The sequence below is a fragment of the Desulfuromonas acetoxidans DSM 684 genome, from assembly GCF_000167355.1.
In the GTDB taxonomy this organism is placed as follows: Bacteria; Desulfobacterota; Desulfuromonadia; order Desulfuromonadales; family Desulfuromonadaceae; genus Desulfuromonas; species Desulfuromonas acetoxidans.
The window spans coordinates 199,049-220,576 of record NZ_AAEW02000006.1; the positions used below are offsets into that span (position 1 = coordinate 199,049).

A 21,528-nucleotide genomic window follows, 5' to 3' on the forward strand; every position below is an offset into this window, starting at 1 on the left:
GCCTGGAACCGCAACGAACTAATTAGTTCTCGTCGTTAGCGTTGTTGAAAGCCCCTTGCAGAAGATCTCCAAGGCTGGAGGTTGCCTTCTTCTGGGCGCCCATGAACGCATCCACTTCGGCCTTCTCTTTACGATCGGACAGATGCTTAATCGACAGAGCAATTTTGTGCTCGTTGGTATCAACGTGCAGAACAACCGCTTCAAGCTCATCACCAACCTTAGCGAAGTCCTTGGGTGAATCGACCTTGTCCTTGCTGATTTCAGAAACATGGATCAAACCTTCCACGCCCTCTTCAACTTCAAGGAAAATACCGAATTCAGTCACAGAGGTGACTTTACCACGGATGATGGTGCCCGGAGCGTATTGCTCAGGAATGATCTGCCACGGATCCTGGGTCAATTGCTTGACGCCTAAGGAGAAGCGCTCATTGTCACGATCAATATTCAGGACAACGGCTTTGACCAGATCACCCTTTTTGTACAGCTCAGAAGGATGCTTGATCCGCTTGGTCCAAGACAGATCGGAAATGTGGACCAGACCGTCAATGCCTTCATCAACACCGACAAAAATACCGAAGTCAGTGATATTCTTGACTTGACCTTCGATGATGGTTCCTGCGGGGAACTTCTCACCAATCACTTCCCAAGGATTGGGTTCAACCTGCTTGAGACCCAGAGAGATACGACGGTTTTCCGTATCCATGGCCAGAACGACGGTTTCAACCTCGTCACCAATCGACAGCAGCTTGTTGGGATGCTTAATCCGCTTGGTCCAGCTCATCTCGGACACGTGAATCAGGCCTTCAACGCCTTCTTCAAGTTCAATAAAAGCGCCGTAGTCAGTCAGACTGACAACCTTACCGGTGACACGAGCTTCGGTCGGATATTTTTCAGCAACGCTCAGCCAGGGATCCGGAGTGATCTGCTTGAGACCCAGGGAGACGCGTTCTTTTTCACGATCAAATTTGAGCACCTTGACGTTGATGCTGTCGCCCACTGCCAGAATGTCGGAGGGGTGAGATACACGGCCCCAGGACATGTCGGTGATATGCAGCAGACCGTCGATGCCACCGAGGTCGATGAATGCACCGTAATCGGTGAGGTTCTTAACCACACCTTCAACGATCTGACCCTCTTCGAGAGTTTTGAGCGTATCGGAGCGTTGGCTTTCGCGCTCAGTTTCGAGCAGAACCCGACGGGAAAGAACGATGTTGCCACGGCGCTTGTTGAGCTTGATGATCTTGAACTCAAAAGTTTCACCGATCAGCTTATCAAGGTTACGTACCGGACGCAGATCAACCTGAGAGCCCGGCAAAAAGGCGTTAACACCGATATCAACAGAGAGTCCACCTTTGATGCGGGAGACGATGCGTCCCTCAACAACAGCACCTTCCTCAAGAGCATTCCAGACTTTCTGACGGTCTGCCTTCTCTTTGGAAAGGCCGATCAGGCCACTTTCGTTTTCAGCGCGTTCAAAAAGAACGTCAACCTTGTCACCCACTTCAAGTGTTGCCGGTTGGCCGTCAACAGCAAATTCCGCCAGAGGAATTACCCCTTCAGATTTGTAGCCGACATCAACCACAACGGAATCAGGGTTGACCTGAACAATAGTTCCTTCAACCACATCACCGACGGCAAGATTGCCCTGCAGACTGTTTTCAAACAGATCCTTGAAGCTTTCCTCACCAAACTCTTCGTCAAACTCTTCTTCGAACTCGTCATCCATCATGTCGAGCTCTTCTGTGTTAACTGTTTCGTTGTTTTCAGACATTAACCAATGTACCCCCGTAAAAGATTACGTCCGCACTGGACGTTTTTTCTCGGCATAAGCCGCGAAAAGGAACCCTAGCATACACTTGTGAAAAAAAAAATAATTATTTTGCCACCGCTGTCAATCTGTCAACCACGTCACGAATGATCCATTCCGGCGTCGAAGCCCCTGCTGTAACGCCGACGGCTTCCACGCCGTCCAACCAGTCCGCACAGATCTCATCTGCGGTTTCGATATGATGGGTCCTCGGCTGAATCTCACTACAGATGCGAGCCAGACGCGTGGTATTCGCGCTGTTGTGTCCACCAATCACCACCATCAGTGCAACGCGACCGGCAATTTGTCGCGCTTCCTCCTGGCGTACAGCTGTCGCGTCGCAGATCGTATTGAAAATCCGCAGTTCTTTACTGTTCTCAAGAAGTTCCTGAACAATCTCACTGAAATTATCAAAGGATTGAGTCGTCTGAGCCACCAGCCCCAGCTTTTTGTGAGGTGTAACGGTTCGCGCTTCCTCGGGGTTGGCCACGACCGAGGTTTCACTCCCGGCGACATAGGAGATGATTCCCTGGACTTCAGGGTGTTCCTGTTCGCCGACAATCACAACGCTATAACCTTCCTTACCAAGCAGAGCTGCGTACTGCTGGGCTTTTTTTACAAAAGGGCAGGTGGCATCCACTACCGGCAGGCCCTTGCGCTCTAAAGCCTGTTCCTCATTACGCGTGATCCCATGTGAGCGAATGATGACAGTTTCATCAACGATCTGTTCAACGCTATTTTGAACACGAATCCCCTTACCTTCCAGGCGCTGGACCAGTTGCGGCGAATGAATCAACGGCCCGAGAGAACAGATATGCTCGGAATTCTCCGCCGCCCGATAAGCCATATTCACCGCCCTTTTAACGCCAAAGCAGAATCCGGCACTTTTCGCCAGTATGATCTCCATCTCGCCTCCTATGCGCGTTGCTCCAGACGTTGGCTGACCACGACCATCATTTTTTCCAAAACCTGATCAATGGTCAGTGCGGTTGAATCGATGGCCACAGCATCTTCTGGACGCAACAACGGTGCGTGTTCACGAGCTGAATCGGCAGCATCGCGCGCTTCTACCTCATGAATGGTCTGCTGAAGGTCGACCTCAAGGCCCTTGGCAACAAGCTCGTCGTAGCGCCGCTGACCACGAGCCTGGGCACTGGCTTCCAGGTAAAACTTCACTTCAGCCTGCGGAAACACCACACTGCCGATATCACGCCCTTCGAGGACGACACCGCCAGCTTTCCCCATCTGACGTTGCAACCGAACCATGGCCTGACGAACCTCCGCGCAGGCGGCAATCTTTGAGGTCAACAGGCTCATCTGCGGAGTGCGGATCGCCTCGGAAACATCTTCACCATTCAACCAGACGCTTTCATGGCCATTTTCACGCTGGAAATGGATTTCTATCCGGTGACACAGCGCTTCCAACCCCTGACAATCTTCGCTGTCAATCCCCTCACGACTGGCCGCCAGAGCAACCGCCCGGTACATGGCTCCGGTATCTATATTGATATAATTAAGTTGTTGTGACAGCAAACGGCTCAAGGTACTTTTTCCGGCGCCGGAAGGACCGTCAATGGCAATAATCAACTTTGAATTCATTCGTATTTATTCCATAGAAATAAGGCAAAGCACTGTGCCCCACCTCAATCAGTTCACACAAAAAAGGGAGAGGCCTGTCGACCCCACCCTGATCAACCAAATGGTCATCGTCGAGAACGTCAGACCGTCACGGTACCCAGCAACTGCCAGAAGTTGGGAAACGAGGTGGCGGTACATTGCGTATCTTCAATGACCACATCACCATCAGCGCGCAACGCAGCAATCGCCGAACTCATCGCGATGCGATGATCACCACACGAGTTGACGCGGCCTCCTTGTAAGCGCTCTGCCCCCTGGACGGTCATGCCATCCTCGGCCGTGGTTACCGTAACCCCAAACGTGCTCAAGACATCGGCCATGGCAGCAATCCGGTCGGTTTCCTTGACACGCAGCTCTTTGGCATCGCGGATCACCGTGGTCCCTTCAGCGCAGGCAGCAGCAACACTGATCACCGGAAACTCATCAATGGCACGCGGCACGTCTTCACCACCAATTTCAATGCCTTTAAGGTCACTGCTTTTTACCAGCAAATCAGCTACCGGCTCGCCAGCCATCTCCCGTTCGTTGACCAGCTCAATGGAGCCGTTCATCTTTTTCAGGATATCAATCACGCCGCACCGAGTAGGATTGATACCGACGTTCTTAATCAGCAATTCGGAATCCGGTACGATCAGTCCGGCAACCATGAAAAAAGCCGCCGAAGAGATATCGCCCGGCACCAGCAGGTCACGAGCGGTTAATTCCTGGCCACCGGCCAGCGACACACCGCCATCAAAGGACGTGACCTCGACACCAAAGTGACGCAACATCCGCTCGGAATGATCGCGTGACAGATGTGGTTCGTAAACGGTCGTCACCCCATCCGCATAGAGTCCCGCCAGCAGAACAGCCGACTTGACCTGGGCGCTGGCCACCGGTGATTGATAACTGGTAGCTTTGAGTTGTTGGCCGTCAATGGCCAACGGGGCGTATTGTCCCTGTTGGCGACCGCGAATTGAGGCACCCATGCCGGCCAGCGGCGCGACAATACGGCCCATGGGCCGTTTACGCAGATACTGATCTCCAGTCAGAACCGAGAAGAACGACTGACCGGCCAGCAGACCACTCATCAGGCGGATGGTGGTTCCAGAATTTCCGCAATCAAGGACATCGGCGGGTTCCTGAAGGCTGTGAACGCCTAAACCATGAATCACAAGCTCGCCGTCACCGGGTTGGTCAATGGTCACACCCATGGCGCGAAATGCTTTGACCGTCGACAGGTTGTCTTCGCCCTGCAGAAAACCGCTGACCCGGGTCACCCCTTTGGCCAGACTGCCGAACATAACGGAACGATGTGAAATGGACTTGTCACCGGGAACGGTGATCTCGCCACGCAAACCACGGCTGGCTGAAACAGTTTGACTCTGGACCATGTTGATTATCTCACCTTCGGTTTTAAGAGAGCATCGCGGGTTATTTTTGAACGCCGGAAAAACTCGTAGAGCCGTTCACCGTCCGCTTGCTGAATATCGTTTTTCAGTTCGCCAAGAAATTCTTCGAACTGGTCAATCATCTCAATCAAACTGTCTTTGTTGGTCAGGGCAATATCACGCCACATGATCGGGTCCGACGACGCAATCCGGGTAAAGTCACGAAAACCACCGGCCGAATAATCAAGGATATTCTCATCATAACGATCATAATCACTCACTGAATTGACCAGTGAGTAAGCGATCATGTGCGGCAGATGACTGATAGCAGCGAGAATGCGGTCATGTTTGAGCACATCCATGGTCACCACCTCGCTCCCGGCCGCCTGCCAGGCAAGCGTTACCGTGTCCAATGCCGCCACGTCGCTCTGGGCAGTCGGCGTCAAAATACACCGTTTGCCCTGATACAATTCAGCAAAAGCAGCCGATGCACCGCTGCGTTCCGTGCCGGAAATGGGATGACCGGCCACATAACGCACTCCATGCTGCAAAGCCAGCGGTTCGAGACATTCGACCACACACTGCTTGACACTACCCGAATCTGTGAGGATCGCGCCTGAAGCCATCAACGGAATCACCTCGCGAGCCGCCGACTCCATGGCTCCAACCGGTACAGCCAACATCACCAGCTCAGCACCATCAACGGCTTGCGCCAAGGTGGACGGCAACTGATCGATCACCTGAAGCTCGTGGGCCAAGTGCAGATTATTTCGATCCGCATCCCAACCCGACACCCTCGCAACGACTCCGGCCCGCTTCAAGGCCAGGGCAAAGGAACCACCGATTAAGCCGACGCCGACAATGGCAATTTTATGCAGATAAAAACCGTTCATCTGTACGAGCCTTCCCTGCTGCTTACACGGCACGCGGATACGAACCAAGCACCTTGATGAACTGGCAATAGTCTCCCAGCTCATCAACAGCATCGCGAACCGCCGGTGTTTCAATATGCCCTTCGATATCGAGGAAGAAAATATATTCCCAAGCCCGTTTTTTCAGAGGACGGCTTTCAATCTTCGACAGATTGATCGAGCGCTTGCTGAACGGTTCGAGCATTCTGAGCAGAATTCCGGGCTCATCCTTGATCAAAAACAAAATACTGGTTTTATCATGACCACCGGGAGCCGGGATCTGATTGCTAATCACCAGGAAACGGGTAAAGTTACTCGGATTGTCGGCAATGTTGGCTTTGACCTGACGCAAATCGTATTGAGCTCCGGCTGCAGCACTGGCAATCGCTGCAGCGCTTCTGTCCCCCGCCGCCAACTGAGCCGCTGCTGCAGTGCTGGCCACATCGATCAGAGGCACATCCGGAAGATTCTCCTCCAGCCATTTACGACACTGGGCCAAAGCTTGCGGATGGGAATACACCCGTTCGATATCAGACATGCGTGCCGACAGCGACAGCAAATCATGAGAAATTTCCTGGAGGATTTCGGCATAGATTTTCAGGCCCGACTCCATAAACATATCCAGGGTATGCGTTACTACCCCCTCGTTGGAGTTCTCAACCGGAACAACACCATAGTTTGCTCGACCACGCGCCACTTCGTCGAATACCGCCGAAATACTCTTCTGCGGCACCAACTGGGCGGACAGACCAAACTGCTGCATGGCCGCCACATGGGTAAAGGTCGCCTGAGGACCGAGAAAAGCCACCTTCATCGGCTGTTCCAACGCTAACGACGCCGAGATGATTTCACGAAAAACCCGCTGGATCGCGTCGGAAGGAAAAGGACCGGGATTGTGCTGACGCAGTCGTTCATAAATAGCCTGTTCACGACTCGGTACATAATAGGCCGACTTGCTGCCCTGCTTGGTTTTCCCGACGTCCAGAACCACTTTAGCCCGCTCATTGAGCAGATCAAGAATCTGGTCATCCAGGGTATCGATTTTTTCGCGCAACGCCTTCAGCGCATCATTCATGGGTTCCCCGCTCCTCTATTTCGCTTCAAATGTCCTCAATGACAATCGAACAGTATTTTACAGCGCTGTGAATTTACCTCATGACGTGGAGAAAATCAATGGACCAGCCGCCAACACGGCGAGAGATCATTCGCCAATAATTTTCACCAGCACCCGTTTAGGACGCCGTCCATCAAATTCGCCATAAAAGATCTGTTCCCAAGGCCCGAAATCCAACCGACCTTCGGTGATCGCCACCACCACTTCACGCCCCATAATTGTCCGCTTCAGATGGGCATCGCCGTTGTCTTCTCCAGTCTGATGGTGGGCATAGCCATGGGCATCATACGGTGCCAGTTGCTCCAGCCAGCGGGTAAAATCAGCATGCAACCCCGACTCATTGTCATTGATAAACACCGATGCGGTAATATGCATGGCATTCACCAGACACAACCCCTCACGGATGCCGCTTTGTCTAAGACAATGGCTCACCTCATTGGTAATATTGATAAATCCCATCCGTTGCGGATGCTCAAACCATAGCTCTTCCCGATACGATTTCATTTTATCCCCTGTGATTTCCGATCACTAGAAAATCAAACAATTCTGATGGTTATTCAATACCTTGCAATGTTTAAAAGGCTATGATAATGTTCGTCGCCGTTTAAGGCAAACAGATAAAAAATTATTAACACCACGGATACCGAGTTGGTCATGAGTCAAAAAATACGTTTTTATTCAATAAGTTACATTGTCAGTCTATTGCTGTTATGCAGTTGTGATGTGCATACCGGCAACTCCGCTCAAAACCGGGTTCATCTTGAGCCGACCTCCTATCACCAACTGATTGAAACTTTTTCCCACTGGGGCTACAGCTGGGAAACACTTGACCAGGGGGTTCCGGCATTCACTCTGGAGCGTTTTCCTCGCGACATGGGCCATATTCGCGATGTAAAACTGAAGAAAAAGCTGTTTTTCCTCAGCTTGCTGCCTATGGTCATCATGCAGAATGAAGCAATTCTCCAACAACGTGCCACCCTGAAAAAGCTCCTTGCCAGCTCCGCTCCGCTCACGACCAGGCAACAGCAGTGGCTCACCCTGCTGTGTCACGAATATCGTTGCGAAGGTGATCCTCTCACCGACCCCCAGGTCGCCCGGCAACTGCTGACACGCGTTGACATGCTTCCCACGGCCCTGGTCCTGGCTCAGGCAGCCAACGAATCCGCCTACGGCAGCTCGCGATTTGCTCAACAGGCCAACAATATTTTCGGCCAATGGACGTTTACGCCGGGGACCGGAATTGTCCCTGCTGGCCGACCGGAAGGTGCCACCTACGAAGTGCGAAAATTTTCCAACCTGGCAGCATCCATTCGCTCTTACATGAACAATCTCAATAGTCACCGAGCTTATCAGAGTTTGCGGGAAAAACGTTATGCCCTGCGCCAGGCCGACGCACCGCTGGAAGGAAAAAAACTTGCCGAAGGGTTGTTAAACTACTCAACCCGGCGGGATGCTTATGTCAATGAGATTCAGACCATGATTCGCCACAACCGTCTGGCGCAGCTGGCAGCCCTGAAACTGCGTAATGACGTGCAGTTGGCGCAAATCTCGCTGTTACCTCAGCATCAAATGAGTTCTCGGCGCCCGACAACGTCCCAGGCCAATCTGCTCTTTTAGCGAACCACCAGCGATTCATCGTCTTGATTCAAGGATGAATCCACAACTGACTGAACCAGCCCCAACCACCCTTACGGCCTTGTGCTGTAAGGGTGTATTTGTTTCGTCGCCCCGCCAACGGCTTTTCAGCCACCACTTCAAACACCCCCTGTTCCTTATCCACCAGACGGGGAACAACAGGATCCTGTCCTTGTACGTAACAGCGCAACGATGAGAGCACAATCTGCTCGGTATCCAGTTGAAAACGCAGTGTCGGCGGATCGTTGTCATCGATGACCGGGCTGGTGGGGGCAATAACCGTCACCGGCATGGCACGCATCGCCAGCTTACCTGTAAACCCTTTCAACGTTGCAAAAGGACCGCCCATGGGAAACCGCGGTAGGGCAAACGCCTCTGCCTGCGCCGAAATCACTCCGGACTGCTGGGCAACCGCCGCCTGAAAACCCATCTCCTTGAGCAAGGTCATCATTTGCGGAGAATATTCACCATAGGGATAGGCAAATAACGCCGGCTTCATTCCGAGGTGTTTTTCAAACAGCTGCTGGGCTGTTTCTATATCCTGACGCGCCCATGTCCGCCACGCCTCAAGAGGCATCTTTTGCTGTTGCGTGACAAAATAGGGATGGCTGGCGGAATGGTTACCGATCTCAATGCCCTCCTCGTGGAGCGCTTTAAGCTGCGGCCAGTCGAGATAGCTGTTGCCGCCGACCGAGTCGCTATTAACAAACAGGGTTGCCGGATAGTGATAGCGGCGCAACAGCGGCATGGCACCGGTCAAAAACGATTCATAGCCGTCATCCACAGTCAGAGCCGCACAACGCTCTGGCAACGGAGTCCCGGATTTGCGGGCAGCGACAATCTGCCCCAATGTCATCACCTGATAATCGTGCTGTTTGAGATAAGCCAACTGGGCTTCAAAAACATCAACAGCAATATTGGTGGAGGGATAACGATCATCGCCGAAACGATGATAGACAAAGACAGTGGCCTGATCGGCACACCAGCCCACTGAAGGCAGCAACAAGGTCACCAGTAAGAAGAACCAGAGCGTTTTTTTAATCATTATGTTTATTATCTCGAACGATCGTGCGCAGGTAACGGCGAATGCTGTTACGTGCTCTCGGAGTGACGGCCCAGTCGAGCCATTTGGGTAACACACCGGGAACATCCACGGTTTCAATCTGCACCTGATCACCATCCATCAGCCGAGTTTTCAAAACCCGTGTCTGACCATTAATGCGGGCGCGAAACGCATGGATCCCGAGTTTTTCATGAATTTCAAAAGCAAAGTCAAGGGCACTGCTGCCCTCCGGCAACATGCGCGATTCACCATTGGGTGTATAAACTTGTATGGTTGCCGAGGCCAGCCGTAGGTGATCAATATCAAAAATGGATTCACCATCCAGCAGGCTACGCATCAATCCGGCAAAATTCTCACGACGGAATTCAAAACCCGGTGCCAGGACACCGGATTCATTGAAGCGTTCGAATTTACGCGTGGTGATCTGAATGCGCAACCGATACTCCCCCGCCTGCACAGTGGTCTTGATCGCCTGGTAGCCGTGCTGCGATGGCGCATTGAGATGATCACGTAATTTGCCGGTAATCGGCTGATAAAGGCGGTGCAACAGTCCAAGCGCCACATAGGCATCCATGGTGGAATCCACTAACACATCAAGGCTGTACAGGGCGGAAATACCTCGCCCGACGCGCATGGCGCCTTCGAGAGAAAAGGATCGCCAGTTATCCTTGAGCGCCACGTTGAGATGATGGCGATTAAACTCCGTGGTAATATCATTACGGATCTGTCGGCGCGCGGAGTCACTGCGTTCACCAAGCTCTTTCACCACCCGCCGATAGCGCGATGCCCGACGTGGATAGAGAATGGCCAGGGACAACGCTTCCAGTTCATCCGCAACCTGGCCCATACCGAGATGGCGTGCCAGTGGGATATACACAGTGCGGGTCTCTTCCGCGATCAGTACCTGTTTTTCCGGTTTGAGTGCGCCGATGGTACGCAGATTGTCGAGGCGGTCCCACAGCTTCAAACACAGCACGCGAATATCCTTAATCGCCACCAGAATCTGATTACGATAGGTCTCGGCTTTGAGAATTTCACGACTTAAGGCGGCATCCTCAACCTTGGTCAAGCCCTTGACCAGCAGAGCCACCTCAGCACCGAAATCAGCTTCAACCTCGTCAAGGGTCACCGGAGTGTCCTCAACCACGTCATGCAGCAATGCGGCAATAATTGAAGAGAACTCCATCCAGTGACGCGCCGCGAGTAACGCGACACGCAACGGATGGAACAGATAGGGTTCACCCGATTTGCGTTTCTGCTCGGCATGAGCGTCCTGAGCCAGCTTGAAGGCGCCATTCAGCTGTTTGATGCCATGATCAAGATCACCTTCACTGAGACTGCCACCATGGTGGGTCACCAACAGCTCGGCAATGTCATTCATCAATTTGTGAATTTCGCGTTGATACTGCTTTTTCTTCATTGCTGCCTCTGAGTCAAACTTAAACAACTGAGCCTGCGACACGGAGACTCATCCTACCCATCAATGCGCTTCCAGCCAAGCAACTACCCTGGAGGCCAGCTCAGCTGGCGTCCGCCGAGCAGATGGTAGTGCAAATGGCCAACGGCTTGTCCGCCATGTTCGTTACAGTTATTGACCAGCCGGTAACCGGGCTCGGCAATATCAAACTGGCGGGCCAATTTCACGGCAACAAAATGGATACGGGCAAGAACCTGTTGGTCCTCGTCCTCAATGTCATTCATACCCACAATGTGCTTGCGTGGAATGATCAGCATATGGACCGGTGCCTGGGGGTCGATATCTTTAAAGGCCACGACCAGATCATCTTCATAGACAATCTCGGCCGGAATCTCTCCGGCGACGATTTTACAGAAAAGACAGTTGTCCGGCATCTTCAGCTCCCTCTTTATTTCTGGTGACGTTACGACTACGCCGTTCACTCAACGCAATCACATGCCACCGTCTCCTGGCTGCTATCTTATGCAATCTTTCGTCATGTGAAAACAGGATAATCTGGTGATCAGCACTTAAACGCTCCAAGACGGTAACACTTTCCTGCAAACGCTCCCCATCAAGGTTAATCAGAGCATCATCGAGAAAGAATGGCAGCGTTTTCCCCGGCGTCAAAAAGTGAGACAGTCCAAGACGAATCGCCAGGCAAACGGCGTCCATGGTGCCGCGGCTGAGTTGCTCCAGGGCCACCCATTGGCCGTTGCGACTTTTCAGGCGCGCCGAGAAGTCCTGCTCAATGGCAATCGCCGAGTACTTGTTCTGTGTTGCCTTACGCAAATATTTGGCAATACGCTTTTCAAAGCATTGCAGGCTGCTGGAATGAAACTCCTCCAGTGACTGCTGCAACACATCAATGGCACAGTGAAGAACCTGTTTGCGTTGCTCAAGAACTCCTTGACGCTGTTCGAGCTGTTCACGATGGCGGACATCCTGTTCCCCCTCTGCCAGCCGTCCCAATAACACGGCTTCATGGCGCACCAGGGCAAGAAGATCGGCTTCACGATTGTGAATCGAGTGTTCCAAAGCATCCAGTTTACTCTTGGCCTCAGGTAAATCCTCGGGCGTCAGATGTTCAGAACAAGATGCTTCATCGTGAGCACATGCCCGTTCAGACGCGGTAACCGCTCGACCCGGTTCGCTTTGGTGATCTTCACATGGCATAAGCGCAGCAAGACGCTGTAACGCCTCATGATGCTGTTCAAACGCTTTCTGAATCCGCACCAGCTCAACGGCTGAAGAGGCAATGCCCATGGCTTCAAATTCGTCATCCAGTGCCGTCAGTCGTTGCTGCTCCTGATCGCGACGCTGCTCAAGCGCGGCAATCTTCTCCTGCAGCCCCTGACAGTTTTTTTTGACTTTGGCAAAACGGCAACCAAACCAGCCCCATCCGGCAACGGCCCCGAAACCGGCCAAAATGGCGACACCGAGGGTCCACTGCGGCAGCAAAAAGTACGTCGACTGGCCTGCGACAATCATCAACAGCATAAACAGAAACGGCCGCTTCCAGTCGGGATGACGCACCTTCTGCAGACGATCACGAAACGGAATCATCTCGGATTGCAGGGCAACCATCTGATGGCGCACTTCATCCGCGTCAGCCAGCAAACGTGTCAGGTCCTCCGGTACCGGCACAGGAATCCCGGCATCGCGCAGAGTCTGTTCCAACTGTTGCCGCTCGCTCGCTATGCCATCTTCACCATCTGCGTTTGCAACCTCACCGCGTTCATCGTCATCTGGCTCAGGCACTTCTGCTTCGATTTGCCATTGCTGCTGAATCCAGGCGATGTAATTGAGGCCCTCGTCAAGTTGCTGCCGGTCCTCAGCCAATTCGCCTTTAAGTGAGACGATCTGTTGTCGCACCTGTTCCAGTTCAGCTAACAACTCATCACTCTGCTGCTGGCGCTGCGCCATATCTTGCAACGCATCATGGACCACTTCCAACTCTCGGGGAGAGACCGTCACACCACTCCACGGATTGTCACTGGTCACGGCGTCGTAATCATCTTTGAGCGAGCGCAACACCATTTCGCTGTCCCCTTGGGTAAATCCAGACAAAATAGTGCGCAAAAAACGTTCAAATTCATCGGAGGTTGTCGGGAAATCCCCTTGGCCGACAAATTGCGTGGCTCGAAACAACGGTTCATCGCTGATACCGAGAAGCGCACGCAACAATTGAACATACTGCTGATAGTGTTCCGGGTGATGGCTCAAAGCAATCTGGGCACTGAAATGATCCATCAAATGATACATGCCATCGTACTGAAACAGATTGACTTGATCCGTCACCACATCCCGCTCAAGGCGGATGTTGCGCTGCTGGCTTTCAAACTGTAACACCGCCTGACAACCCTGTTGGCTGCCCCACGGTTGATAGCGCTGTTTGTCGCGCAGACCGAACAGAACTGCCGGAATGGACGCCATCATGGTCGATTTACCGGCTTCATTGGCACCGACCACCAGGTTCATTCCTCGACGAAACTCAAAGGTTTTGTCATTGAAGCGGCCAAAGCTTTTTAATTCCAGACTGCGCAGAATCATACCTCATCCTCCGCAACGGCATGAAAGCGGTGCAACAACTCACGTAACGCCTTTTCATAAACCGAGCGCTGGCTCTCTGAAGCATCCACGGCCAGCTCAATAAAACGACGACACAAAATCCCGCGTACCGTCTCCTCCTCAGCCAACCGGGTCAATGTTTCACTGGCAAGAAACCGGGTCTCATCGTCACACGCCAACAAGGCAAAACGCTCCTGGTGGCGTGCCACCACTTTGACAGGATCAAACAGTTCTTCAATGGCCCCAACCAGGCGGACTCGCAAGGCAACATCGCGCTGGGCCCATTCATCCAGCATCTGATGAAAATGCTCCGCCGGTTCATGCATCATCACCTCAAGCTCGCGCTGTTCAAAACGGATCGACTCGGTTGCCAGCGATTCAAGCTCGACATTATCGCCCCCCAGAGTCACCATGGAGCAGCACCGTTCACCACATTCGTTGAAGCTGAGCCCTTGCGGGGTTCCCGGGCAATCAGCGCACAACGTTGCGCCATGCTTAACCGTGCCACGGCTGCGATTGCCCACCACGACATAATCCAAATCCCATGCCAGGATCGCTTTCTTCCAATGCACCAACGGATCTTGAAACGGATTACGCTGATCGAGTTTAAGGCTGTGAAAGGCACCGAGATGCACTCCGTCACCGGAGCGACGCGCCATATAACTATGGGCATTGCCTGGATCACATTGCCACGGCAGAGTGTACAAAAAAAGATCTCCCGCCGCGAGGTTGAACACCAGCGGCTGCGAATCCACGCCGCGCTCGTCAACCACCCAAGGCTGAAAACGCTCGTCGCGATACACGGAATCGGCACCCAACGGGTGATCGTAACAACCGGGTAATATGACAATGCGAATCGCGGGAGCAAGTGCCGTCAAACGATGGAAAACCGCCTCGCGCAAGGTGGCTTCCGGTGCGTGATGCGCAAACAGATTACCGGTAAAAATGAGCAGATCAACCTCATGGTTGGTCGCCTGAGCAAGAAGACGATCCAAGGTTGCCATCTGGGCAACAGCAAGGCGTTCACCCACGGCAGGGACAAAAGACAGCTTGGCCCCCAAACTCAAATCGCTGCTATGAAGAAGCTTTATCATGATAAAAAAATCAGTTCGTTACGACACGGCGTCTAAGATGAATCAGAAATTCCCGGTTCCCTTTTGGACCAAGAATCGGACTCTCACACAGAGCGCTCACATCACAGTTCAACGTCTCGGCCAGTTGTCTGATTTTGTCAATAACCTGGGCATGTTGTTGTTCATCACGAACCACACCGCCTTTGCCAACATTTCCCTTACCCACTTCAAACTGGGGTTTAATCAGGGCAACAATATCCGCATCCGCCGCAAGCACGGCCAGAGTCGGAGGCAAAACCTTTTCCAGGGAGATGAATGAGGCATCGATTACGGCCAGATCCGGCACATCACCGAGTTGCTCGCGGGTCAGTTCACGAATATTTGTGCGTTCCAGGTTAACCACCCGGTCATCTTCACGCAGTTTCCAGGCCAATTGGCCATAACCGACATCCACGGCATAAACCTTGGCGGCACCGTTCTGCAACAGGCAATCGGTGAAACCACCGGTCGAAGCACCAACATCCACGGCAACTCGTCCGTTCACCTCAAGACCAAACTGCTCAAGTCCTCCCGCCAGCTTGAGGCCACCCCGCGACACATAGGGCAGATCGCCCCCTCGAACCCGGATCGCGGCATCCACAGCAACACGGGTACCGGCTTTGTCAATAACGGTCTCATTGACCAAAACATTGCCGGACATAATAAGGGCTCGCGCTCGCTCACGAGAACGGCACAAGCCCAGTTCAACCACGCGTTTATCCAGGCGCTCTTTCGTTGCAGACATAAGATTTTCGCTAATAAAAGAGGTTGTTGCTAAAAGCTCTAAAATGAGGAAACAGACAGAAGAGATCCACAGGCCTCAACACCACTCCAAACCTACCATAGAGCGTAGTTCCGAGCAACCGTGGACACGTGGGATCAGAGGATCGAGAAATCAAAAGAAAGCTGAATGTCTGGTTACCCCTGACACAGCTCAAGATAGGCGTCACGACCACTGAGAAAGTTGACGATTTTGATCCCCATACCGGCGTGTTTTACCTTGCGCAACAGATCAGGTGGAACTTTACGAGCCCAGTGAACACGACCTTCCAGACGTGCAACGTCACCGTTGGGAAGTTCAAGCTCCATGAGAACCAAGGCCCCTGGTTTGTAAACGATAAAAGACTTGATACACAGTCCGGAACCGGAGATGTCGGATGTAAATCCAACCTTAGATGGAATTTCAGTCCCATAGAGAATACGTAAGCGTTTTTTTACTCGCCCTTTACGGCGCTTATCAACCATATTGGCCCTTCTCCTGATCCCCCGGCACAGAAGATCGTGACAACAACCGGGAAAAGATCACTCTTTTACCGGTCCAAGCAGCTCTTTCAACGCTGAGTTGAGTAAATCGGCAGCAGGTTTGACTAAAGGTTCCGCCGTCTCATCTCCGGTGTGTTTTTGAAGTTTTTCCTGCAGTTTCCGAGTGACGACCTCACTGGCTTTCTGCCCGACAACCGTCATATTATAACTCAGTTGCGGCCGATCGTAACGCCCGGAAATTGTTAAAGGGACACGCCCCCACCCATCCTGACTTACCATATATTTTCTCACGCTGTCGCCAGGGTTCAATTTTTCCACCAGGGCCGGCGCCAGATAGACATCGAGAGTGCTTGCGATCTCTTTCGTCAACTGCACGGTTCCTTGAGATTTCAGGCGAGAGCGACTTCCGGAGAATTGGCTGACATAGTCAAGCTGGCCACCGGTATGCAGCGTAAAGGAACCTGAACCCTGTTGAAAACTGAAGACAGAGAATTCCGGCAGCACTAACAAAGCGGCCAACTGCTTCATCAAAGCGGTGCCCTCCATCCGGCCATCGACAATCGTGAAGTCTCCGGTGCCAGCGAGATTCTGCTGAATGCGCAACGATTGCGTGCCGGCACCTTTAAAGTCCATATCCAGCCCAGCAGAGCCAAACAAAGCCCCCTGTTTCTCGGGCTGGACCTGAGCCACAAAGTCATTGAGATCAATGTCACGCGCCTCGCCATGTCCCTGATAAACAAAGCCCTGTCGATTCAGATCGATCTGGCCATCACAACGAAACGTCCCTGACGCCAACCGGCCCACCAGAGTGTTCACCCTGAGGATATTTTGATCCAGGGCAAACTGGCCACGCAGACCATCCACCCGCATGTTATTCCATTTGAGATGTTCAATCGCCACGTCACCGTTGATCACCATCGGCAACTGGACAGGTCCGGGCTCATGCTGCTTACGGTAGACCGCGGGGGCACCGTCTCCGGAGGCGTCAAGCCCAGAAGAGGCCTCTGCAATCCGCACCGAGGTGCCACTGGATTGGGGGGTAGCATCGAACAGTTCGCTACGCAGCTGCATCGTGAAGCGCGGCATCGTACGCTGCCAATCGTCGCTGTGTAGAGTGACGGATAAACGATTGTCGCCAAGAGCAATGGCCAGGTCCTGACTGTCCAGCACCTGATCGGTCACGTCCAATCGCCCATCAAAACGGGGCCGCCATTTATCAACGGACAACTGAACCGCCGACAACTCAAGTCGTCCCTGCTTTAACAACCCCTTGCCTAAAGAGACCGGCCCCTGTACAACCCATTCACCATCGACGGTACCAGCCGGATCATAACCCGCCATATCGCGACTCAGCGAACGCGGCAACTCCTGAACAAGCCGACGCAGCGACCATTGCGGGGTCGTCACTTTCAAATCGACAACAGGCTGCTGGTCCAAACCGGTGACGGCCCCCTGAGCCTGCAACTCAATTCCATTCACATCAACATTCAATGCGGCCACATCAAGGCGTTGATGAGCCGCATCAAGACCCAGATCAACATCAAAATCAATGCGTCGTCCCTGCAACGGCCAGGACTTCAAATTGTTCAGCACCAGATCCAGATCGCGGGTGACCAATTGTCCCGATACCTGCACCGGTGCGGTCAGACCGCCGCGAACGCGTAATTCCGCATCAAGAACCAGACCGTCAAGACGGCCATTAAGATAATGGCGATAATAGGGTTGCAACGGAATCAGGTCCAGACCATCCGTGACCAGCTCAAGATCAAACGTCTGTGCTCCGAGAGCAAATTTTCCTTCAATATCCACGGGGGAACCGTTGAATTTTCCCCATAGAACAATGCTGGATTCGCGGTCAAAGGACACATTGCCGAGCCGTAGATCAAACTGGGACAATTTATAGATATGGGCCGGAGTGCCGAACGTGTAGTCCTTAAAAATCACCTCACCCTGACTGATATAGAGGTCGGAAACCAACAGGTCAATGCCGGTCTCTCCGGCAGAAGGGATCAGTGATGCTGTCTGCACTTTTGGGGTGGGAGCAGGCTGAGGGAGAAAGGTCAGATTCCACTGCCCCCCGGCACGCCGTTCAACGTTGAGTTTCGGTCGTTCGATGCGAACTTCATCAATCACTACCCGCTGTAAAAGAAGCGGCCACAATTGATAACGCATCACCACCTTGTCGGCAGAGACAAGCAGGGTATCATCGTTAGAATCGACAACAGCCAGGTGGTTCAGGGTCACCCCGGAAAACAGGCTGACCTCCACACCCGCAAGATGCACTTTTCGTTGAAGCTTTTGTTCCAAAACGGGAACAACCGCATCACGAATCCGTTCAGGGGTCACGAGAAAATGGGCAACAATGACCAAGCCCCCCAAAACAAAGATGGATAACAGGGCAAAAACACTGAGATACTTTAAAACTCTGTTGCCCATAACCCTCTCCTCGCCACGTGAGGACATCACACTACAGACAGATTTCTTTACACACTAAGTATAGCAGAAAAGATATTGCCCTCAGGAACGGGAATAACGTCCTTCGAACCGCTCCAATTCAAATGAAAAAACAATTATGCCTTTTCACTCATAAGAAAGCAACATGACATAAATTATCCCGGCCAAAACACATTAGAAGGCTGTTGAAAAACAAACTGCGGAGCCCATGGACGGGCGACAAAAATCAAGGACAGGTTTTCAAGTCCTTGATTTTGTAAGCATGGCGGAAATCGCATTTTCGGCTTCCGTCATTAAAAAGGCCTCGGATGGGACTTTTTCAACATCCTGCTAGAGATCAAGATTGAGTTGTCGGCGTATCTCGTCAGGCAGTTCGCTGGATATTTTTGGCAGGGGGGAGTCAGGCGCAAAACGGCGATAAGGACACCCTTGCGGTAACACGCCCATCGCTATAATTTCCGGTGTCAACGCCGCACAATCGGGTTGTTCAACCGTGCGGTTGGAGTAAACGCGACAACGCTGTGTCGATTCATCCAGGTGGGGGCAAGGCGACGCGGTATAAAAGATTTCGCCGCAATACTCGAGTTTTTCATAACAACAACGGGCACAACGCTGACACAACTCTTCCCATTCCGGGCTGCCGGGCCGAAGATGTGCTCTAGTCACGTAGGGCCTCCAGAACCGCTTTGACCTCAATAATAATGTCCTGCGCAGTCGGGCTCTTCTCCCAGCGCAGAAACGTTTCAAAACAACGTGCTGCATCTTTTTCACGGTCCTGGTCCAGATACAGATACCCTAACGTCAGCCAGGCCGGAGCATAACCCGGATCGAGGCTCACAGCCTGGCGAGCATAGCGCTCAGCCTCCTCCAACTGACCTGTTTCGTAAAATAACTCGGCAAGGTTCCCAGCCGCTTCGACATCTTCATCATCAACGGATAAAGCTTTGAGGTACCACTTTTTTGCCGCGGCCGAATCATTATGTTCCTGGCATAAATCCCCCAGCGAATTCAAAGCGGCAACGCAAGAGGGATCAACCTCTAACGCCTGATCAAAATGGCTCTTTGCTGCAGCGTAATCCTGTTCGGAAAAGCACAACAACCCCAATCGCACCAGAGCCTCCGCCGCATGATCCGCCGAGTCGGCAAGGCGTTCATAAGTCTGACGCGCCTCGGCAACTTGGTCCTGAGCATAATATTCATCGCCCAGGGCCAACACCAGTTCCGCACCTGCGGCAGCTTCACTGCCAAAGCGCTCCAGAAGCTGCAACGCTTTGCGCGGCTGACGGTTTTCAGCATAGGCTTCAGCCAATAAGACAATCACTTCTTCGTTGTCGCTGAATTGGCGATGAGCGCGCGTCAGCAGATCAACGGCCTGTCGTCCTTGCCCCTGTTCCAACTTGTCCGTCGCCTGTTCAATTATCTGCTCGGGAGTTTCCATATGGTCATCCTGTGGTTAAGCCGTCACATCCTGATAATATGCGACAAAATCAGCAATTCCCCACGGTGATGGGGGAATCTTGGCAATTTCAACATGAAGGGTTTCAGCGAGCCCCTCCAGGGTCATATCATCGAGCAGAACATCCTGCCCCTCACGACACATCATATCGGGAATCAGCAGAATGTCAGGAAGTTTCTGCCCCTGCAACTGCTCAACAATATCATGCCCCGTCAACAGTCCGGCCACTGTGACCCCACCGGCAAAAAAAAGATTATCAACAACAAACACCTGCAAACGGCTCCCCGTATGCTGATTGAACCGCTGAGAAAAACGGCTCAACTCACCGGCAGCTGATCGGCCGGTGACAATCCCCATGCGACAGTCGCTATAATCAGCCGGTTCAGCGAGGACCTCCTGCTCTTCGTGACGAAACAGAGCTACCAGGCCGACACCGTTTTCAATCTGGTGTAACTTTTCATAATCCGCCAGATCAGGAAAATCAACCTGGCCCTGCAGGTAAAATTCATCCGCAGCAAAAACGAAACGACTACCACATTGCCGAATAAAGCACTGTTGCTTTGTTTCGATAAGAGTGATGACCTCGCGACACTGTTCGGCTGTAAACCGCTGCAACTTCGGCAAAGCGTGGCGATGCCCGGTCAAACCAACAGGAACCACAGCCAATGTCTGAATCTCCGGATACAAGGCCGCCAACGCATCAATGGTCTGATCCAACACCGCACCATCATTGACACCGGGACACAGAACAATCTGCGTATGCAACTGAATCCCTCCGGCAATCAACCGCTTTAACAACGGTATCGGCGATTCCACAGGACGACCGAGCAAAGAGCTGCGTACGGTTTTGTCCGTGGCATGTACCGAGGCATACAATGGAGAAAGCTGCTGACGGAGGATGCGCGAAACATCCTCTTCACTCAGATTGGTCAGACTGATATAGGCGCCGTAGAGATACGAATAGCGATAGTCATCATCGCGCACATAGAGACTATCACGCATCCCGTCCGGGAGCTGGCGAACAAAACAGAACTGGCAAAGGTTACGGCACTGCCGGGGGCTCGATGCACCAAAATGCAGACCAAGGGGTTCATCTTCGTCTTTTTCAAAGTCGAGTTCCCACAATTGGCCATCTTGCTTCTCAATATCGAGAACCAGCGCTTCACCGCGAAGCAGCAATTCATAATCGATCTGGTCATGAACCTCTTCGCCGTTCACTGCCAGCAAAAAATCACCGCAACACAGCTCAAGCTGATCGGCGATACTACCTTGATCTACTGATTCAATTTCCAACATAGTCGGCCTGAAACAAAGAAGGCCCCCGCTGCACTCCAGTCGGGGGCCTGTCGCTAACGTATGAAGCGGTCCACACTAATCGCGGCCGCCATGTAACTTGAACAAGCCGTCGGCTGAGGTAATGGATGAAATCGCGTGTTTATACAGCAAAAAGTCGCCGCCGCTCTCAATCAGCACACAGAAATTATCAAACGATTTGATATAACCCTGCAACTGTTCACCCGACATCATGACAACGGTAATTTTAACGCGCTCTTTACGCGCTTGGTTCAAATACTGATCCTGAATGTTAAACGGTGTTTTTGCCATGACCTTCACTCCTTCAATAAATGCATTTAAATAAAATTTTCAATCCATGCAAGGATACTATCAAACCTACTAT

At 52.4% G+C, this 21,528-nt stretch carries 20 protein-coding genes; 1 reads left to right on the forward strand and 19 read right to left on the reverse strand.

Going from position 1 to position 21,528, the window contains the following annotated elements; translation table 11 throughout:
• Window positions 1–22 precede the first annotated feature (22 nt).
• The 7 genes from DACE_RS06590 to DACE_RS06620 form a co-directional block, all read right to left on the reverse strand.
• Complete coding sequence (locus DACE_RS06590) at window positions 23–1,771, reverse strand: 30S ribosomal protein S1 (protein ID WP_005999536.1); 1,749 nt, start codon at window positions 1,769–1,771, stop codon at window positions 23–25.
• Window positions 1,772–1,874: 103 nt separating this feature from the next.
• Entirely contained in the window at window positions 1,875–2,714 is an 840-nt protein-coding gene (gene ispH, locus DACE_RS06595) for a 4-hydroxy-3-methylbut-2-enyl diphosphate reductase (RefSeq protein ID WP_005999538.1), read from the reverse strand.
• 8 nt (window positions 2,715–2,722) lie between these two features.
• Complete coding sequence (gene cmk / locus DACE_RS06600; RefSeq protein WP_005999541.1) at window positions 2,723–3,406, reverse strand: (d)CMP kinase; 684 nt, start codon at window positions 3,404–3,406, stop codon at window positions 2,723–2,725.
• A 119-nt stretch (window positions 3,407–3,525) separates the two neighbouring features.
• Window positions 3,526–4,818 (reverse strand): 3-phosphoshikimate 1-carboxyvinyltransferase, encoded by a 1,293-nt coding sequence (aroA, locus tag DACE_RS06605; RefSeq protein WP_005999544.1) that lies wholly within the window; start codon window positions 4,816–4,818, stop codon window positions 3,526–3,528.
• A gap of 5 nt (window positions 4,819–4,823) precedes the next feature.
• Complete coding sequence (locus DACE_RS06610; protein ID WP_005999547.1) at window positions 4,824–5,708, reverse strand: prephenate dehydrogenase; 885 nt, start codon at window positions 5,706–5,708, stop codon at window positions 4,824–4,826.
• Between the two features lie 22 nt (window positions 5,709–5,730).
• The gene (gene pheA, locus DACE_RS06615; RefSeq protein ID WP_005999548.1) at window positions 5,731–6,801 is read right to left on the reverse strand and encodes a prephenate dehydratase; all 1,071 of its coding nucleotides are present in this window, start codon (window positions 6,799–6,801) and stop codon (window positions 5,731–5,733) included.
• A gap of 126 nt (window positions 6,802–6,927) precedes the next feature.
• A complete protein-coding gene (locus DACE_RS06620) occupies window positions 6,928–7,344 on the reverse strand; it encodes a secondary thiamine-phosphate synthase enzyme YjbQ (protein ID WP_005999550.1) in 417 nt (138 codons plus the stop codon).
• Between the two features lie 150 nt (window positions 7,345–7,494).
• On the opposite strand from DACE_RS06620, the gene DACE_RS17155 reads away from it, so the two are divergent.
• Window positions 7,495–8,457 (forward strand): glucosaminidase domain-containing protein, encoded by a 963-nt coding sequence (locus DACE_RS17155; protein ID WP_005999551.1) that lies wholly within the window; start codon window positions 7,495–7,497, stop codon window positions 8,455–8,457.
• A 28-nt stretch (window positions 8,458–8,485) separates the two neighbouring features.
• Here DACE_RS17155 and DACE_RS06630 read toward each other — a convergent pair whose 3' ends face one another.
• From DACE_RS06630 to hfq, 12 genes are all read right to left on the reverse strand, one after another.
• A complete protein-coding gene (locus DACE_RS06630) occupies window positions 8,486–9,520 on the reverse strand; it encodes a polysaccharide deacetylase family protein (RefSeq protein WP_050769979.1) in 1,035 nt (344 codons plus the stop codon).
• Window positions 9,513–10,958: an HD domain-containing protein gene (locus tag DACE_RS06635; RefSeq protein ID WP_050769981.1), complete on the reverse strand. Its 1,446-nt coding sequence runs from the start codon at window positions 10,956–10,958 to the stop codon at window positions 9,513–9,515. Before DACE_RS06635 ends, DACE_RS06630 begins: the two co-directional genes overlap by 8 nt.
• A gap of 83 nt (window positions 10,959–11,041) precedes the next feature.
• Entirely contained in the window at window positions 11,042–11,389 is a 348-nt protein-coding gene (locus DACE_RS06640) for a histidine triad nucleotide-binding protein (RefSeq protein WP_005999557.1), read from the reverse strand.
• A complete protein-coding gene (locus DACE_RS06645) occupies window positions 11,364–13,547 on the reverse strand; it encodes an ATP-binding protein (RefSeq protein WP_005999559.1) in 2,184 nt (727 codons plus the stop codon). The genes DACE_RS06640 and DACE_RS06645 overlap by 26 nt, the downstream gene beginning before the upstream one ends.
• The gene (locus tag DACE_RS06650; protein WP_005999562.1) at window positions 13,544–14,659 is read right to left on the reverse strand and encodes a metallophosphoesterase family protein; all 1,116 of its coding nucleotides are present in this window, start codon (window positions 14,657–14,659) and stop codon (window positions 13,544–13,546) included. Before DACE_RS06650 ends, DACE_RS06645 begins: the two co-directional genes overlap by 4 nt.
• Window positions 14,660–14,669: 10 nt before the next feature.
• Window positions 14,670–15,422 carry a TlyA family RNA methyltransferase gene (locus tag DACE_RS06655; RefSeq protein WP_005999564.1) on the reverse strand — a complete coding sequence of 251 codons (753 nt, stop codon included), beginning with the start codon at window positions 15,420–15,422 and terminating at the stop codon, window positions 14,670–14,672.
• Window positions 15,423–15,595: 173 nt separating this feature from the next.
• On the reverse strand, window positions 15,596–15,922 hold the full coding sequence (locus DACE_RS06660; RefSeq protein ID WP_005999565.1) for a PilZ domain-containing protein: 327 nt from the start codon (window positions 15,920–15,922) through the stop codon (window positions 15,596–15,598).
• Between the two features lie 57 nt (window positions 15,923–15,979).
• Window positions 15,980–18,376 carry an AsmA family protein gene (locus DACE_RS06665; protein WP_005999567.1) on the reverse strand — a complete coding sequence of 799 codons (2,397 nt, stop codon included), beginning with the start codon at window positions 18,374–18,376 and terminating at the stop codon, window positions 15,980–15,982.
• 348 nt (window positions 18,377–18,724) lie between these two features.
• A complete protein-coding gene (locus DACE_RS17835) occupies window positions 18,725–19,060 on the reverse strand; it encodes a CxxCxxCC domain-containing protein (RefSeq protein WP_176290142.1) in 336 nt (111 codons plus the stop codon).
• Window positions 19,053–19,832: a tetratricopeptide repeat protein gene (locus DACE_RS17160; protein ID WP_005999570.1), complete on the reverse strand. Its 780-nt coding sequence runs from the start codon at window positions 19,830–19,832 to the stop codon at window positions 19,053–19,055. Before DACE_RS17160 ends, DACE_RS17835 begins: the two co-directional genes overlap by 8 nt.
• 15 nt (window positions 19,833–19,847) lie before the next feature.
• On the reverse strand, window positions 19,848–21,146 hold the full coding sequence (locus DACE_RS06675; protein ID WP_005999572.1) for a DUF512 domain-containing protein: 1,299 nt from the start codon (window positions 21,144–21,146) through the stop codon (window positions 19,848–19,850).
• A gap of 75 nt (window positions 21,147–21,221) precedes the next feature.
• Window positions 21,222–21,455 (reverse strand): RNA chaperone Hfq, encoded by a 234-nt coding sequence (gene hfq, locus DACE_RS06680; RefSeq protein WP_005999575.1) that lies wholly within the window; start codon window positions 21,453–21,455, stop codon window positions 21,222–21,224.
• Between the last annotated feature and the right edge of the window lie 73 nt (window positions 21,456–21,528).